Origin of the sequence: Nonlabens tegetincola (assembly GCF_002117085.1) — a bacterium.
GTDB lineage: Bacteria > Bacteroidota > Bacteroidia > Flavobacteriales > Flavobacteriaceae > Nonlabens > Nonlabens tegetincola.
This window is the reverse complement of record NZ_CP019342.1, coordinates 30125-45880: the sequence shown is the minus strand read 5'-3', so window position 1 is coordinate 45880 and position 15756 is coordinate 30125. Positions and strand designations below refer to the sequence as shown.

At 36.5% G+C, this 15756-nt stretch carries 20 protein-coding genes; 8 read left to right on the top strand and 12 right to left on the bottom strand.

Annotation, left to right across the window (positions count from 1 at the left end):
• Nucleotides 1–7 precede the first annotated feature (7 nt).
• Nucleotides 8–451 (top strand): DUF1569 domain-containing protein, encoded by a 444-nt coding sequence (locus BST91_RS00270; RefSeq protein WP_085774073.1) that lies wholly within the window; start codon nucleotides 8–10, stop codon nucleotides 449–451.
• Between the two features lie 5 nt (nucleotides 452–456).
• On the opposite strand, the gene BST91_RS00265 is transcribed toward BST91_RS00270, so the two are convergent.
• Genes BST91_RS00265 through BST91_RS00255 form a run of 3 tightly spaced genes read right to left on the bottom strand, consistent with a single transcriptional unit; the run spans nucleotide 457 to nucleotide 3360 of the window.
• Nucleotides 457–1215: a hypothetical protein gene (locus BST91_RS00265; protein ID WP_085774072.1), complete on the bottom strand. Its 759-nt coding sequence runs from the start codon at nucleotides 1213–1215 to the stop codon at nucleotides 457–459.
• Nucleotides 1185–2201 carry a GTPase ObgE gene (gene obgE, locus BST91_RS00260; protein WP_042276009.1) on the bottom strand — a complete coding sequence of 339 codons (1017 nt, stop codon included), beginning with the start codon at nucleotides 2199–2201 and terminating at the stop codon, nucleotides 1185–1187. The genes BST91_RS00265 and obgE overlap by 31 nt, the downstream gene beginning before the upstream one ends.
• 58 nt (nucleotides 2202–2259) lie before the next feature.
• Nucleotides 2260–3360, bottom strand: a complete 1101-nt coding sequence (locus BST91_RS00255; protein WP_085774071.1) for an adenylate kinase — start codon at nucleotides 3358–3360, stop codon at nucleotides 2260–2262.
• A 72-nt stretch (nucleotides 3361–3432) separates the two neighbouring features.
• Here BST91_RS00255 and BST91_RS00250 point away from each other — a divergent pair, with 72 nt between their 5' ends.
• A complete protein-coding gene (locus BST91_RS00250; RefSeq protein WP_085774070.1) occupies nucleotides 3433–4578 on the top strand; it encodes a 5-(carboxyamino)imidazole ribonucleotide synthase in 1146 nt (381 codons plus the stop codon).
• A 78-nt stretch (nucleotides 4579–4656) separates the two neighbouring features.
• Here BST91_RS00250 and BST91_RS00245 read toward each other — a convergent pair whose 3' ends face one another.
• Complete coding sequence (locus BST91_RS00245) at nucleotides 4657–5103, bottom strand: ferritin-like domain-containing protein (protein WP_042276014.1); 447 nt, start codon at nucleotides 5101–5103, stop codon at nucleotides 4657–4659.
• A gap of 167 nt (nucleotides 5104–5270) precedes the next feature.
• A complete protein-coding gene (locus tag BST91_RS00240) occupies nucleotides 5271–5837 on the bottom strand; it encodes a DUF3109 family protein (RefSeq protein ID WP_042276016.1) in 567 nt (188 codons plus the stop codon).
• A gap of 140 nt (nucleotides 5838–5977) precedes the next feature.
• On the opposite strand from BST91_RS00240, the gene pyrH reads away from it, so the two are divergent.
• From pyrH to BST91_RS00220, 4 genes are all read left to right on the top strand, one after another.
• Nucleotides 5978–6682: a UMP kinase gene (gene pyrH / locus BST91_RS00235; protein WP_042276018.1), complete on the top strand. Its 705-nt coding sequence runs from the start codon at nucleotides 5978–5980 to the stop codon at nucleotides 6680–6682.
• Nucleotides 6683–6728: 46 nt separating this feature from the next.
• Nucleotides 6729–7283: a ribosome recycling factor gene (gene frr, locus BST91_RS00230; RefSeq protein ID WP_085774069.1), complete on the top strand. Its 555-nt coding sequence runs from the start codon at nucleotides 6729–6731 to the stop codon at nucleotides 7281–7283.
• Between the two features lie 157 nt (nucleotides 7284–7440).
• Nucleotides 7441–8589: an Mrp/NBP35 family ATP-binding protein gene (locus BST91_RS00225; protein ID WP_085774068.1), complete on the top strand. Its 1149-nt coding sequence runs from the start codon at nucleotides 7441–7443 to the stop codon at nucleotides 8587–8589.
• Nucleotides 8589–8864 carry a NifU family protein gene (locus BST91_RS00220; protein ID WP_042276023.1) on the top strand — a complete coding sequence of 92 codons (276 nt, stop codon included), beginning with the start codon at nucleotides 8589–8591 and terminating at the stop codon, nucleotides 8862–8864. The genes BST91_RS00225 and BST91_RS00220 overlap by 1 nt, the downstream gene beginning before the upstream one ends.
• Nucleotides 8865–8937: 73 nt before the next feature.
• Here BST91_RS00220 and BST91_RS00215 read toward each other — a convergent pair whose 3' ends face one another.
• From BST91_RS00215 to BST91_RS00190, 6 genes are all read right to left on the bottom strand, one after another.
• On the bottom strand, nucleotides 8938–9435 hold the full coding sequence (locus BST91_RS00215; protein ID WP_085774067.1) for a hypothetical protein: 498 nt from the start codon (nucleotides 9433–9435) through the stop codon (nucleotides 8938–8940).
• Between the two features lie 92 nt (nucleotides 9436–9527).
• Nucleotides 9528–10304, bottom strand: coding sequence for a DUF3050 domain-containing protein (locus BST91_RS00210; protein ID WP_042276029.1), 777 nt, complete (start codon nucleotides 10302–10304; stop codon nucleotides 9528–9530).
• Between the two features lie 71 nt (nucleotides 10305–10375).
• Nucleotides 10376–11560, bottom strand: a complete 1185-nt coding sequence (locus tag BST91_RS00205) for an acyl-CoA dehydrogenase family protein (protein WP_042276030.1) — start codon at nucleotides 11558–11560, stop codon at nucleotides 10376–10378.
• A gap of 111 nt (nucleotides 11561–11671) precedes the next feature.
• A complete protein-coding gene (locus tag BST91_RS00200; RefSeq protein ID WP_085774066.1) occupies nucleotides 11672–12412 on the bottom strand; it encodes a tRNA1(Val) (adenine(37)-N6)-methyltransferase in 741 nt (246 codons plus the stop codon).
• On the bottom strand, nucleotides 12412–12939 hold the full coding sequence (gene rimM / locus BST91_RS00195; RefSeq protein WP_085774065.1) for a ribosome maturation factor RimM: 528 nt from the start codon (nucleotides 12937–12939) through the stop codon (nucleotides 12412–12414). Before rimM ends, BST91_RS00200 begins: the two co-directional genes overlap by 1 nt.
• 11 nt (nucleotides 12940–12950) lie before the next feature.
• Nucleotides 12951–13457 carry a 30S ribosomal protein S16 gene (locus tag BST91_RS00190; RefSeq protein WP_042277229.1) on the bottom strand — a complete coding sequence of 169 codons (507 nt, stop codon included), beginning with the start codon at nucleotides 13455–13457 and terminating at the stop codon, nucleotides 12951–12953.
• 141 nt (nucleotides 13458–13598) lie between these two features.
• Between BST91_RS00190 and BST91_RS00185 the strand changes: the two genes are divergently transcribed.
• Nucleotides 13599–14405 carry a DUF6252 family protein gene (locus BST91_RS00185; protein ID WP_085774064.1) on the top strand — a complete coding sequence of 269 codons (807 nt, stop codon included), beginning with the start codon at nucleotides 13599–13601 and terminating at the stop codon, nucleotides 14403–14405.
• A 72-nt stretch (nucleotides 14406–14477) separates the two neighbouring features.
• On the opposite strand, the gene BST91_RS00180 is transcribed toward BST91_RS00185, so the two are convergent.
• On the bottom strand, nucleotides 14478–14915 hold the full coding sequence (locus BST91_RS00180; RefSeq protein WP_042276039.1) for a retropepsin-like aspartic protease: 438 nt from the start codon (nucleotides 14913–14915) through the stop codon (nucleotides 14478–14480).
• Between the two features lie 73 nt (nucleotides 14916–14988).
• Here BST91_RS00180 and BST91_RS00175 point away from each other — a divergent pair, with 73 nt between their 5' ends.
• Nucleotides 14989–15756, top strand: a complete 768-nt coding sequence (locus BST91_RS00175; protein WP_085774063.1) for a TatD family hydrolase — start codon at nucleotides 14989–14991, stop codon at nucleotides 15754–15756.

The following is a 15756-nucleotide window of genomic DNA, read 5'->3' as shown; positions in this document are numbered from 1 at the left end:
AACCGCTATGGAATCATTTTTTAATTCTCAATCCTATAATCAATTACTTGAAAGACTGGATTCTATAAATCCTGACGACGCGCCTTTATGGGGTAAAATGACGACGGCACAAATGATGAATCATTGTCAAGAGCCTATAAAGATTGCACTGGGCTATAACGATAAAAATCTAAAATCAAATTGGGTCGTCAAACTATTATTCAAGAAGATGCTTTACAGCCCAAAACCTTTTAAAAAAAACGCTCCTACTCCACCTGCATTTCGATCAACCGGTACTTTTAATTTTGAAGAACAAAAAGCAGAATTAAAGAAATGGATGCAGGAATTGTATAACGATAGACATAATCCAAATAGAGCACCTCATCCTGTTTTTGGTACATTTACAGAAGAACAATGGGGAATTTTACAATGGAAACACCTTAATCACCACTTTGAACAGTTTGGAATTTAAAGGAATTATTCAATTACTTCTTTCATATAGAAAATATGGCCTTTTTCTAAATCTTCAATTAGTAAGCTGTTATCAGTTTGTTGGTAAACAGCCCATTTTTTAAAAGATTGATTTTTACTTTCTATCAATATAATTCCTTTATCTTCAGTTGTTTCCCATTTAAGTTTAGCGTCCATAAACAAAACTTTAGTCGAAACAATTTCAGGAGATACAAAGTGTAATGAAAAATCAAGAAGCAGAAGCTCTTCCCTAGAAGACTCTGGTGACTGATCACGCATTCTTACCTCTTCAGTTTTCCATTTTTTAAGAAGTTTGACCGTATCAACTTCAATGGTAGCATACTCTAACTTTTTAATATAAGAGTAATTCACTTTAGTATTAGTTACCTTTCCTTTATGCATGATGAGATGTGCATTTCCAGAAACTAGCACTCCTGTTTCATCACCGTTCCAGTAGAATACTCCATTTTTATCACTAAACCTAATTACATTTTCTTCAATCTCATAGGTTAAGTTGTACGATTTTCCAGCAAAGTTAAGGACAGAGCTATTGTCTTCATTCAATTTAAAAGATAGGTCTTGAAACATCCTAGCTAATCTATTAAGTTCAACAGCTGTTGGTTTTACACCTTGAATGGCTGTCGTATCAACTTCCTTAAAGCTCCACTCTCCTAAATATTCTTGAGCTGTGAGCTCAATAGAAAAGAACAGAATAAGAAATAATGAACAAATATTTATTCGGCAGATTTGTTGAGCATGCTCCATAATTGATCCTTTAACTCGGTTAGGTTGTAATGTGTAGCGCTAGAAATAAACATATAAGGCCTTCCTTGAAAAGCTCCTTGATCATCTAGTGATTCCCTCATTTCTGTCATAAGTTCATCATCTAGCATATCAGATTTTGATATACAAATAAAGCGCTCTTTATCTAATAGTTCTGGATTGTATTTTTTCAACTCATTTACTAGTACATCATATTCTGCATTGATATCATCCGCATCAGCCGGAATAAGAAATAATAAGGTTGAATTACGCTCTATATGTCTTAAGAATCTATGCCCTATTCCCTTACCTTCTGCAGCGCCTTCAATAATACCTGGAATATCGGCTATAACAAAAGTTTTGAAATCACGGTATTCTACAATTCCTAAATTAGGCTTAAGAGTAGTAAACTCATAATTGGCAATTTTAGGTTTTGCTGATGTGAGAACAGATAACAAAGTAGATTTACCTGCATTAGGAAATCCTACTAATCCAATATCTGCAAGAACTTTAAGTTCAAAAATCACATCCAGTTCCTCACCTTCGGTACCAGGCTGCGCATATCTAGGAGTTTGATTGGTAGAACTTTTAAAATGCCAGTTACCACGACCACCCATTCCTCCTTCACAAATGATAAATTCCTGACCATCATCTAGAATTTCGGTAATCACCTGGCCTGTTTCAGCATTTTTAACCACTGTCCCTATAGGAAGTTCAATGGTTACATCCTGACCGTCCTCACCAGTACGACGTTGCTTGGCACCATTTCCTCCTGCGCCGGCTTTAAAATGTCGTTTGAATTTAAAGTGATATAAGGTCCAAAGATTTTTATTACCCTTAAGAATAATATGACCACCGCGACCACCATCTCCACCATCTGGACCACCTTTTTCTACATACTTTTCCCTGTGCAAGTGCGTACTACCTTTTCCGCCTCGACCAGATTCTAAGTGTATCTTAGTATAGTCTACAAAATTTCCTTCGGTCATTTTTTCAATTTCTTATTTAATAAATAATGCTTATCGCATTTTTAGAGTGAGGTTACTGCTATAACTTATCAAACTCTACACTCAATCGCTGTGTAATTTCATCAATAGCTCCTACTCCATCAACTCCATAATACTTGTCTTGAGCAGCATAGTAGTCTTTAAGTGGTGCTGTTTGCTTATAATAAACTTTTACTCGATCTCTAATAACATCTTCATTAGCATCATCGGCACGACCGCTTGTTTTTCCTCTTTCAAGTAAACGCTCTACTAAAATCTCATCTTCTACCTCTAGTGCAACCATACCGCTTACCTCAGTATCCATGGACTGCAATAAGTTATCAAGAGCCTCGGCTTGAGCGTTTGTTCTAGGAAACCCATCAAAAATAAAACCTTCGGCTTGAGGATTTTTTTCGACTTCGGCTTTAAGCATTTTGATCGTTACCTCATCAGGAACCAAATCTCCTTTATCTATATAAGATTTTGCAAGGGTACCTAGTTCTGTTGCATTTTTGATGTTGTATCTAAAAACGTCTCCTGTAGAAATATGAACGAGGTTGTATTTTTCCTTTAAACGTTCTGCTTGAGTTCCTTTTCCAGCACCAGGAGGACCGAATAATACGATGTTTTTCATTTTATTAGTTTGTACGTAAAGCTGGGGTAATTCTCTCCCCAAATTATTATAATCCATGCCGTATCCCACGACAAATTTGTTTTCAATATTAAGACCTACGTAGTCTATTTTAAGTTCTTGTTTGTAAACATCAGGTTTTAAAAACAAGGTAGCTACTAGTAATTCTTTGGGATTTAGCTGGGTTAGCTTTCGCGAAAGCGTAACCACAGTAAGCCCGGTATCTACTATGTCTTCTACTACCACGACTGTCCTATTGGATAAATCTAAATCCAATCCTTCTAACTTTACTTGACCAGTACTTTGTGTTCCGTCGTAACTTTTTGCCTTGATAAATGCTATTTCACAAGGATGCTGAAATTTGCGCACCAAATCTGCAAGGACCATAAAACTACCATTCAGAATCCCGAGAAATATTGGCTTTTTACCTGCTAAATCACGATTAAGTTGATAGGCAAGATTATCAACAGCGCTATCAATTTCCCTAGTGCTCATAAAGGGTTTAAAATAAAGGTCGTGTAGTTTGATCAACTCGTAGCTTTTATGCAAAGATAGTTATAATGAAAATAGCCAATTTCTATTGAACGTGCTTATTTTTGAAGCATGGAACAAACTTATTTTTCTTCAGACTTTAGATTAGGGATTTTGGGCGGTGGCCAGTTGGGCAAGATGATGCTTTATACAACCCGCAAATGGGACATTCAAACCTATGTAATGGACGATGCTGAAACGGCTCCGGCGTTTGAAGGAAGTACCGTTTTCTTTGTAGGCGATATAATGAATTACGATGCCGTGATGGAAATGGGAGAACAAGTGGATGTTCTTACAATTGAAATTGAAAACGTCAATGTACAAGCACTTCAAGATTTAGAAGATAAGGGCATTGCAGTTTCACCTAGTGCCAGCGTACTTAATTTAATACGTAATAAATCTAGACAGAAAGAGTTTTACCGCTCACAGAATATTCCTACTAGTCCTTTTGAAACTTATGACTCTCCAAAAATGGATCATGGTCGTGAATTCCCGTTTATTTGGAAAAGCGCCGAAGGCGGTTATGACGGTAAAGGCGTCAAAGTAATTCGAAATCAAGATGATTTAAAAGTGTTACCTGAACAACCATGTTTATACGAGGACATGATTGATTTTGACCTAGAGCTTGCGGTTATCGTAGCACGTAATGCAAGTGGTGAAATGAAAACCTATCCTGTTGTTGAAATGGAGTTTCATCCAGAGGCTAATCAAGTTGAGTACGTATTGTGTCCGGCAAGGATTAGTGACGATATTTCTAATAAGGCACGTGAAGTGGCTTTAAAAGTGAGCGAGGCTTTTAATCATGTAGGCTTACTCGCAGTAGAAATGTTTTTGACTAAGGATGGAGAAATACTTGTGAATGAAGTAGCTCCACGACCTCATAATTCTGGTCACTATTCCATAGAAGGCTCTATGACCGATCAGTTTGAACAACATATAAGATGTGTTTGCAACCTTCCATTAGGAGATACAGAAAGTGTTATAAGTAGCGTAATGGTAAATCTTGTAGGTGAAGAAAATCATACTGGCGATGTTATTTATGATGGAATTGAAGAAATTCTATCTATGCCTGGAGTAACTCCTCATATTTATGGTAAAAAACAAACTAGACCGTTTAGAAAAATGGGACACGTTACCATAGTTAATAAGGATATAAACGAGGCACGTAAAATAGCCGAAGAGGTTAAAAAGAAAATAAGAGTTATTGCAGCAGAATAACCAATTATATTTTTAAAGAAAGAAAGCCCCAATTACAAATGGTAATTGGGGCTTTTCATCAACCAAACAAAAAATATTTTAGGCAATATTCTCCATTGCATTCACTCGATTAAGTGCAGTTTGAATGTTGTCTCGGTGTTTAGTTAAAATTGTTCTTGTGGAAACTGGCAGAGATGTTTCGGCTAAAACTTCATTGTACTCCTCTACAGCCGCTTTTTCTCCACGTATAGCTTCTTCAAGTATAGTTTCTTCCTTATCAGATGAGAAGGTAGATTTTATATTCATCCATGCTCTATGAGCATCACCAGTGATACTTGTTCCTTTATCAGGTTCTTGACCAAAACTTCTTATTTCAGATTTTAGCTCATGACCAAAATCATATCGTTCTTGTGCTTGTTGAGAAAAGAAATCTTTCAATCTACTGCTATCTACCTGGTCTTTTGCTTCCTTGTAACCGGCTTCGGCGTCGTAGTTTTTCTCTAATAAATCGTTTAACTTATTGGCAACTTTTTCTGTGTAACTCATAGCTTTTGTTTTTTAATTTATCTACAAGTTAGCACGATCATAGGTTAGAAACAGGTCACTTCACAAAGCTTTAGTAGGATATTAAAATCATTTTTTGAAATAGAATCAATAACCTACTAATTATGTTAAACCTGCTGTAAAATAAATGCCAGAGCATTAACATAACACTACTTATAGTTCTGTGCGATGTCCTCTAACTCTTCATACCATTGAGCACCAAATTTTCGTATCAACGAATCCTTCAAAAATTTATAAACTGGAACCGACAATTCTTTACCCAGCTCGCAAGCATCATTACAAATTTCCCATTTGTGGTAATTCACTGCGCTAAAGTCGGTGTATTCTTGTATACGCACAGGATATAAATGACAAGAAATAGGTTTGTAAAAAGGTGTTTTACCAGCATGATAGGCTGCCTCGATACCACATTTTGCAGTTCCATCCTCATTAAAAATGGTATAAGCACACTCGGCACCATTTACTAAGGGCGTTTCCAGTTCACCATTCTCACGCTCGATCCAGGTACCTTGTTCCTCTATTGCAGCCCTACCTTTATCATTTAAAAAGGGTTTGATATTTTCATACTCGTTATCGAGGATTTCCAATTCCTTTTGCTCGAGCGGTGCGCCTGCCTCACCTGCAACACAGCATATTCCTTTACAAGCGCTTATGTTACAAACAAATTCCTTTTCTAATAGATCGTCCGACACTATGGTTTTCCCTAACTGAAACATCTTCCTTACTTTTTTGCAAAGATACTTCAGTCGTACTATTGATGTAATTTTTTTAGATACGCTTTCGCGAAAGCGAACTCACACCTATTCCATTCCTATTTACTTTCAATTATATTTGCACAACTTTGTAAAAAACACCCATGGAATACAAGAGAATATTACTCAAACTATCAGGAGAAGCGTTAATGGGAGATCGCCAGTACGGTATAGACCCAAAACGTCTTGCAGAATATGCCCAAGAAATTAAAAAAGTCACTGATATGGGTGTAGAGGTAGCCATTGTAATTGGTGGCGGTAATATTTTTAGAGGTGTAGCAGGTGCTAGCGCAGGAATGGATCGCGTGCAAGGCGATCATATGGGAATGCTAGCAACGGTTATTAACGGACTGGCCTTACAAAGTGCTTGTGAAGATGCAGGAATACCTACTAGACTGCAAACGGCAATTAAAATTAATGAGGTGGCAGAACCTTTTATACGTCGCAAGGCAATACGTCATTTAGAAAAAGGACGTGTCGTAATTTTTGGCGGTGGTACTGGTAATCCCTATTTCACAACAGATAGTGCTGCCGTACTACGAGCTATTGAAATTGAAGCCGATGTAATCCTTAAAGGAACAAGAGTTGATGGAATTTACACTGCAGATCCAGAAAAAGACACTAGCGCCACTAAATTTGACTTAATAAGCTTTGAAGAGGTCCTTAATAAAGGTCTGAAAGTAATGGATACAACCGCGTTTACTTTAAGTCAAGAAAATAAATTACCAATAATTGTATTTGATATGAATACAAACGGTAATTTAGTAAAGCTTTTAAATGGAGAAAAAATAGGAACAAGAGTACAATAATTGAAAACGGCAATATATTTGTACAAGTGCTCAATAAATTGACATCATGAACGAAGAATCAACTTTTATTTTAGATACAGCTAAAGAAGCTATGGATGGTGCTATCAAGCACTTAGAAAAAGAATTACTTAACATACGAGCTGGTAAGGCTAGTCCTGCTATGTTAGGAAGCGTGACTGTAGACTATTATGGTAGTCAAACGCCACTTACCCAGGTTGCAAATGTAAGTACTCCCGATGCGCGTACTATAAGTGTACAGCCATGGGAAAAAGCAATGATTCCTGAAATCGAGAAAGGTATCATGATTGCAAACTTAGGATTGAATCCTATGAATAATGGTGAGAGTATAATCATTAATGTTCCTGCTTTGACAGAAGAACGTCGTCGTCAACTTGCAAAACAAGCTAAGGCAGAAGGAGAAGATTCAAAAGTAGGTGTGCGTAATGACCGTAAAAATGCTCTTAATGATTTAAGAAAACTTGATTTATCAGAAGATGAACTTAAAAATGCAGAACAAGAAGTTCAGGTTCTTACTGATAAGTATGTTGCCAAAATTGATGAAATGATCGTGGTTAAAGAAAAAGAAATCATGACTGTTTAAAAATATCTTTTATAGTATTTAAAAAAGCGAGCCTTAAAAGGCTCGCTTTTTATTTTTAGGTATAATTAAATCTTATCACACCGCTCTATCCTTTTATACAGTTTCTCCTTTTTAAAGTCACTAGGTTGTATCTTTGTAATCAGATTAAGTGATACCCATGAAAATAGAGAAAAAAGATGTTCTCAAGGCTCTTGAAACTATATCAGTTCCTGGTGAAGGACAGAATATGGTAGAAAGCGGAGCTATTAAAAACGTTATAGTATTTGGAGAAGAGGTAGTGGTTGATGTTACTATAAACAATCCTAGCTTACAAGCAAAAAAGAAAACTGAAGTTTCCATTCTACAAGCTATTCACAAAGAGGTTTATCAAAAAGCTCAAGTGAAAGTTAATTTAAAGGTTGAAGCACCAGTTCAAGAAAATAAAGCTCCTCAAATTAAAGGAAAACCTATACCAGGAATTGATAATATCATAGCAGTAGCAAGTGGTAAAGGTGGTGTAGGAAAATCTACTGTAACAGCAAACCTTGCTGTTTCATTGGCAAAAATGGGATTTAATGTCGGATTATTAGATGCCGATATTTACGGTCCTAGTGCCACGATTATGTTTGATGTGATTAATGAAAAACCACTTTCTGTTAACGTGAATGGGAAATCCAAAATGAAACCAGTGGAAAGTTATGGTGTAAAGGTACTGTCCATCGGCTTTTTTACGCAACCAGACCAAGCAGTAGTATGGCGTGGCCCTATGGCAGCAAAGGCTCTTAATCAAATGATTTTTGACGCTGCATGGGGAGAATTGGATTTTTTACTAGTTGACCTTCCTCCAGGTACTGGTGATATTCATTTAAGCATAATGCAATCACTACCTTTAACGGGTGCTGTAGTAGTATCAACTCCTCAAAATGTAGCATTGGCAGATGCTCGCAAGGGTGTTGCTATGTTCCAACAAGAAAGTATCAACGTTCCTGTTCTAGGAATTATAGAAAACATGGCTTATTTCACTCCGCCTGAATTACCTGAAAATAAATATCATATCTTTGGAAAGGATGGAGCACGTAATCTTGCAGAAGATTTACAAGTAAGATTTTTAGGAGAATTACCATTAATGCAAACGATAAGAGAAGCCGGTGATGTAGGTAGACCTGCAGCCATGCAAGAAGATACTCTTGTTGAACAAGCATTTATTGATATTACTCGTAATGTAGTTGAAGAAACAGTTAAACGAAATGAAAACTTACCACCTACTCAAGCTATTAAAATAACTACTATGGCTGGATGTAGTCCGGTGAACAAACAAAAGCAATAATGACAGGAGCAGCATTACAAGCAGCAGTTGAAGCTGGATTAGAGGAAATCCGACCATTTCTACAAAGAGATAATGGAGATATTGAACTGGTTGAGATAAAAGACGACAAACATGTTATTGTTAGATTATTGGGAACTTGTGTAGGTTGTCACGTAAATCAAATGACTTTAAAATCTGGTGTTGAACTTACCATTAAAAAACACGCACCACAAATAGAGAAAGTTGAAGATATTTCTGGAATCGCAGAAAAAGAAGAATCGCGAGATACTTTATAACTTTCATATAATATCAAAAAAAGGCGCTTCATGGTTATGAAGCGCCTTTTTTATATAATAACTTGAATGTTCTCTATTGCTTAGTAAAGCGTATTTCCAACTCATAAGAGGAATCACCGTCCACCTCATTAAGTGAAAGTGTCATGTTTGAACTTGTGAGTGTTTGCACTTCAAAAGTCTCATCTGCATCAGACAAGTAAATTGAATTTCCAACTACAGAATAAGTCCCAGAACTGGTTAAGGAATCAATGTCCGTATCAGTATCTACTACTACTCCATTTACTTGCTCTTCATAATCATAAGTATAAGTACCAGAGCTTGTGTAAGTACCGTTAGCATTAAATACAAAAATGGCGTTGTTAAAGGCAGTACCTTCTTCTAGGTATACCCTTGTTACTGTACTACCATTTACCGTTTCATTGTAGGTTTCTTGAGATCTAAAAAAAGTCAAGGAATAAGTTCCAGCAATATTCTCAGCATTTACCGGTAAATTTTCTGGTCCATCATCATCACCACATGATATGGTTGCAATTGTCAGTAAAGACAGAAATAAAATTTTTAAAGTTTTCATATCGTTAATTTGATTGATTAATTCTTCAAAAATATATATTTCATTAATTACTCTATATTTTTATAAGTTAAATACTGCTAATTGTTAAGCAACTAGACTAATTCTGGAACCCCAATAGCTGCATAAATACCATCAAATAACTCAATACGTTTTTGTAAGGATTCATTTGCGACATGTGCTGCTTGTTCCCATTTAACACTATCATCGCCACACAAAAGAGCCACCATTTTATGCGCCATTGGGCCGTGCTCATCACCATCTAACTCAATGTGTCTATCAAAATAATATCGTATGGCAGTAAGATCTACTCCTTCTTCTACTCGCATTCCTTTAAGAATTTCAGTAAACATTTCAGGAATTAAATCTTCACGTCCATAAGTAAATGCAGCAGCAATTTCGTGAGGTTGATTACGCTCAATAATTTCAAATGTGAAGGTCAAAAATCTTTTGACAAAATCCGGTATGTCCGTTTTTGAAATTTGTTCAATAGGATTATTATGGTTAGAAATCGTTACAATTTGATTTACTATCAAATCTGTATCAACATCTAGTCCTTCCATGGCATTTAAATACATTTCAAAATGACTCAATCTATTACCATCTTGATCTAGATCGGATTCTTCAGCCAGAACAATTTCATTAATTAAATATCTAGTATCATTACTACCTTTAGGAAACCACGGAGTAGTTGTACAGGTAAGTTCTCTTTGCAGAGCTTTGAGCAAAGACATAAAATCCCAAACAGCAAAAACATGATGAGATGTAAAAACCTGTAAATCTCCTAAATTAGAAATAGCATTGTATAAAGGATGACTCAACAATCTTTTACGATTGTCACTAATTCTAGATTCAATTATAGTTGTATTCATAGCTCAATTTGTGCAAAAATAAAAGGCTACCCATTGTTGTAGGCAGCCTCTATAATTTATTTAACGATTACCTATTTAAAAGCATTTTCTCCAGTAATATCAAGTCCGGTGATCAACAAATGAATATCGTGAGTTCCTTCATAAGTAATAACACTTTCTAGATTCATCATATGTCTCATGATACTATATTCACCTGTTATTCCCATTCCTCCCAAAATTTGTCGAGCCTCACGAGCAATCTTAACAGCCATTTCAACATTATTACGCTTTGCCATAGAAATTTGAGCGCTTGTTGCCTTTCCTTCTTCACGCAATACTCCTAATCTCCATGCTAGTAGTTGTGCTTTGGTTATCTCAGTAATCATTTCGGCAAGCTTCTTTTGCTGTAATTGAAAAGCTGCAATTGGTTTCCCAAATTGGATACGCTCTTTTGCATATCTAAGCGCTGTATCATAGCAATCCATTGCAGCACCTATAGCACCCCATGCAATACCAAAACGAGCACTATCTAAACAACTAAGAGGAGCACCTAGACCAGAGCGACCTGGTAAGATATTACTTTTTGGAACTTTTACATCCTGAAAAATCAACTCACCTGTAGCACTTGCTCTCAAAGACCATTTGTTATGAGTCTCTGGAGTAGAGAAACCTTCCATGCCTCTTTCTACAATAACTCCATGGATACGACCTTCTTCATTCTTTGCCCAAACCACTGCCACATCACAAAACGGGCTGTTTGATATCCATAACTTGGCTCCATTTAAAATAATATTTTCTCCATCTCCAGCATCCTTAAAATTAGTAGTCATTCCTCCTGGATTACTACCGTGGTCCGGTTCAGTAAGACCGAATGACCCCATAAATTCACCACTTGCTAGTTTAGGTAAAAACTTTTTTCTATGTTCTTCACTACCGTATTTCCATATAGGATACATAACTAGCGACGACTGGACTGATGCTGTACTGCGCACACCACTGTCACCTCGTTCTATTTCTTGCATGATCAAACCATAAGAGATTTGGTCCAATCCTGCGCCACCATATTCTTCTGGAATATAAGGACCAAAAGCACCTATTGATGCTAATCCTGGTATAATACTCTCAGGAAACTTGGCATCCTGTGCTGCTTGTTCAATGATAGGTGAAACATCACGTTTAACCCAAGAACGAGCTGCATCACGTATCATTTTGTGTTCCTCGGTAAGTAACTCATCTAGGTTGTAATAATCTGGTGCTTCAAATAGATCTGGTTTCATAGATATAATTTGTATAGAGTAACTACATCGTTTGAGTGTAGTTCCAATAGTTTTTGAATTGGTCGTAAAAATAAGAGAATGCAAACTTATTGCCCAGAAAAATGATAAGGATTACATTTTTAAATAAAAGTCCTTTGTAAGTGCGATATACTCATCGGTATACTCATGCCTAGAATGTTCAATTACCATATGCTGGGTAACTAGTTTTTGACTGGATTTTATTACGCTTTCGCGAAAGCGTAATTCCATAAACACTCTTTTAACAGGACTATCCACAGTTCCACGTACATACATTTTACGTGTAGGCATCATGGTGAAGTAATCGGCAATTTCAAGAACTCGTTCTTCTCTTTCTACAGGAAAAACAAGTGCAAAAGTACCATCGATAGCAAGAAGCTTATAAACTCCATAGAAAAGCTCTTCAAAAGGTAAAGCATCGTCAAATCTTGCTTGTTGCCTACGACTCTCGATTTGATCATCAGACTTAATTGACTGAGCATTATAAAATGGTGGATTACTCACCATAAAATCATAGCGCTCATCAACCTCATCATAAAACTCTTGAAAGCTAGCATGATATGCATATAGCTGGTCTTTAAACTTGCTAGATTCAAAGTTTAATGCAGTTTGCTCAAAGGCATCGTGATCGATCTCTATAGACTCAATAAACGCTTGTGGAAACCGTTGAGCGCACATTAAAGAAATGAGCCCTGTTCCTGATCCTATGTCTAATATTTTGTGTGGTTGCTTATCAAGACTACACCATGCTCCTAAAAGAACACCGTCGGTACCTACTTTTTGAGCAACCTTATCTTGAACGATGTCAAACTGTTTAAAAGAGAACGTACTCATTACTCTAAATACAACTCAATTAAACCTGGTGGTGTTTCTACTAAAATTTGTTTGTTTTCACGGTCTACATTTAAAATAAACTCGTCGTGAACTGGTATAAGAATTTCTTTCTCACCTTGCTTTATTTCAAAAAGAGCTTGTGAGGTTGTATCGTTAACACCATCTACAATTCCCACCTCGCCATAGTTAGAATCAACAATGGTAAAACCTATGATTTCATGGTAGTAAAATTTATTACCTGTAAGCGGTGGTAATGCAGTAAGAGGCAAATACAGATCCTTTTGAAGCAAGGAATCTGCCGTAGGTTCATCGTCTACATCTTCAAATTTGATACGCAGTAATGCAGATTTGTGTAGTTGACTGCGTTCAATAAAAAATGGAATCAAGTTTTTGCCTACTTCGACAAAAACTGATTCCATTTCAAGAAAAAGATCCGGTTCATCAGTGTCTAACTTGACAAGGATTTCACCTTTAAAACTAAATTTGTTTACGATCGTACCTACGTAAAAACAGTCTTTTTTACGCATGATATATCGATTTACTCTTCTTCTCCTGTTGCGTCTTCGCTAGCTGCAGCTGGCTCTTCCACTTCTGGTTCTGGAGCATTTGCTGCGATACGAGCTTCGTTTACTGCTTTTTCTGCTTCTAGAGCTTCAGCTGCAATTTTATCTGCATCAGCCTTAAGGCCAGCAGCTTTGTTTGCAATTTTTGCTTCTTTTTCAGAAACCCAAGCTTGGAATTTTTCTTCAGCTTGTTCTTCAGTGATCGCACCTTTTTTCACACCACCTTTAAGGTGCTTTTTAAGTAACGCACCTTTGTAGCTTAAAAGAGCACGAGCTGTATCAGTAGGCTGCGCACCATTCTCTAACCACTGTACAGCACCATCTACATCTAGGTTGATAGTTGCAGGGTTAGTGTTAGGATTGTAAGTTCCTATTTTTTCAAGGAATCTACCATCTCTCTTTGCACGAGCATCTGCTGCTACGATCCAGTAAAAAGGCTTTCCTTTTTTACCGTGTCTTTGTAATCTGATTTTTACAGGCATAACATTAAAGTTTGCGGGAACACGTCCCTTTTTATTAATTTAAGGCTGCAAAAGTACCATTATTTTAATAATGAGCATCATATATAAAGATTTAATTCTTATTAAATCCTTACATTTACCCCAAACTTAATGAAATTACTGATGAAAAAACTAATTGTAGCTGTCCTTACTTTGATTGCCATTGTAGGATGTGAAAAAAATCTAGATGAAGATAACAGCCCTGCAATCCAAGCTGTGCGTAATGGAGAATTTTTCAAAGCGCAGGATATGGCTGCTTCAATCGACATCGATGGAAGACTGATTATTCAAGGAACTAATCAATTAGAATCTTTAACAATTTCTCTAGACGACAGTAGTCCTGGAACCTACATCCTAGGTCAAGGCGCTTCTAGTGAGGCCACTTACGTTTTTAACAACTCTCAATCTTTTTCTAGCAACGCAAATGATGGTCGTGGTGAAGTTACGATCACTTCTAGTTCTAATTCAGGTTTTGTTTCTGGAACCTTCGATTTTGTCACCTATACTGCAAATGCTGCCGACTCGCTTTACATGAGAAAAGGTGTGATTTTTGAAGTCCCATTAGGAGGAACTATTAACCCAGGAAATGGCAATACAACAAATTCTTTTGCTGCCGATGTAGATGGACAAGCTCTTAATCCATCACTTGTATCGCCTAATGTATCATCTGGTACAATTCTAATATTTGCTAGTAACCAAAACATAAGCTTATCTATTTCATTTCCTGATACTATCGTTCCAGGAGTTTATTCATTCCCAACGGATGCTACAGGATTATATGCTCAAGGTACTTCTGGTGAGACTGCTCAAAGCGGGACAATTGAAATTCTAACTCACGATACAGCAAACAATTCAATTACAGGTACATTTAATTACACTACTACTGGTGGAATTGTAATTGACAATGGAAGTTTTGATGTACAATATTAAAACTAACTAGAAACACTCATAAAAAAAGCTGCTCCACGAGCAGCTTTTTTTTACACGCCTTACTTTCATCTATCACTTCATGTAAATATATTTTCCTTTATAATCAATAATTGCCTGTGAACTTATCAAAAAGTCTGCACCTAACAATCCCTGGATAGAATGCATGCGTTCACTTTTAAGCGCCGTATTAATAAAGGTCATATCCATTGATAAAACCGTCACATCTTGATCTTCCCAATCACCCAGTTCTAGTACATTATGATGAGCTATTCTTGGACGCAAGGAACCACTCGCGGTACCTATTGCTTTATCCATAAACTCTGTATTCAATTGAAACTCTTTATACAAATCTTGATTTACACAAGTTGCGCTAGCTCCAGTATCAATAATAAATCTGCCCTGATATCCATTTAACACAGCTTTGGTTACAATGTGACCGCTTTTTTTAGACAATCGTATTGGATGTGCCGTATAACCTTGACTGACGAGCCATTTTTTTAATGATTTCATATTCCTTGAATCTGGGTTTAAAGATATTCCGCTTTCGCGAAAGCATACCTACAACAAGCCTTATTTTTGCAGTATGATTTTAACTGATACGCACACTCATTTATACAGCGAGGCCTTTGATGAAGATAGAGATGAAATGATCTCTCGTGCCAAGGCAGCAGGAGTTCAACGATTTTTTGTACCAGCTATTGATTCTGAGTATACAGATCGCATGTTACAATTAAAAGCAAATTATCCTAGCGAAGTGTTTTTAATGTGTGGTTTGCACCCTACTCACGTAAAGGAAAATTATAAAGATGAGCTAAAGCATGTTTTTCAAATGCTAGAACAACATGAGTATGTCGCTATTGGAGAAATAGGTATTGATTTATACTGGGACAAGTCCTTTAAAAAAGAACAACTAGAAGCATTTCACACTCAAATCAAATGGTCATTGGACCGTGACTTACCCATTGCTATTCATTGTAGAGATGCGTTTGATGAAGTTTTTGAAGTTTTAGAGGACTATAGAAACACTTCTTTAAAAGGAATTTTTCATTGTTTTACGGGAACGATTGATCATGCAAAGCAAGCTGTGGACCTAAATTTACACCTGGGAATAGGTGGCGTTGCTACATTTAAAAATGGTAAAATTGATCAATTTTTAAATAAGATCGACCTACATCACATCGTGCTAGAAACCGATGCTCCTTACCTTGCTCCTGTGCCTTACAGAGGAAAGCGCAATGAAAGTACTTATACTAAACTTGTTGCGGATAAACTTTCTTTGATTTACGATGTTAGTGTGGAAGAAATCGCAAGAATCACTACGGATAATAGTAAAAGAATTTTTGGGATATAA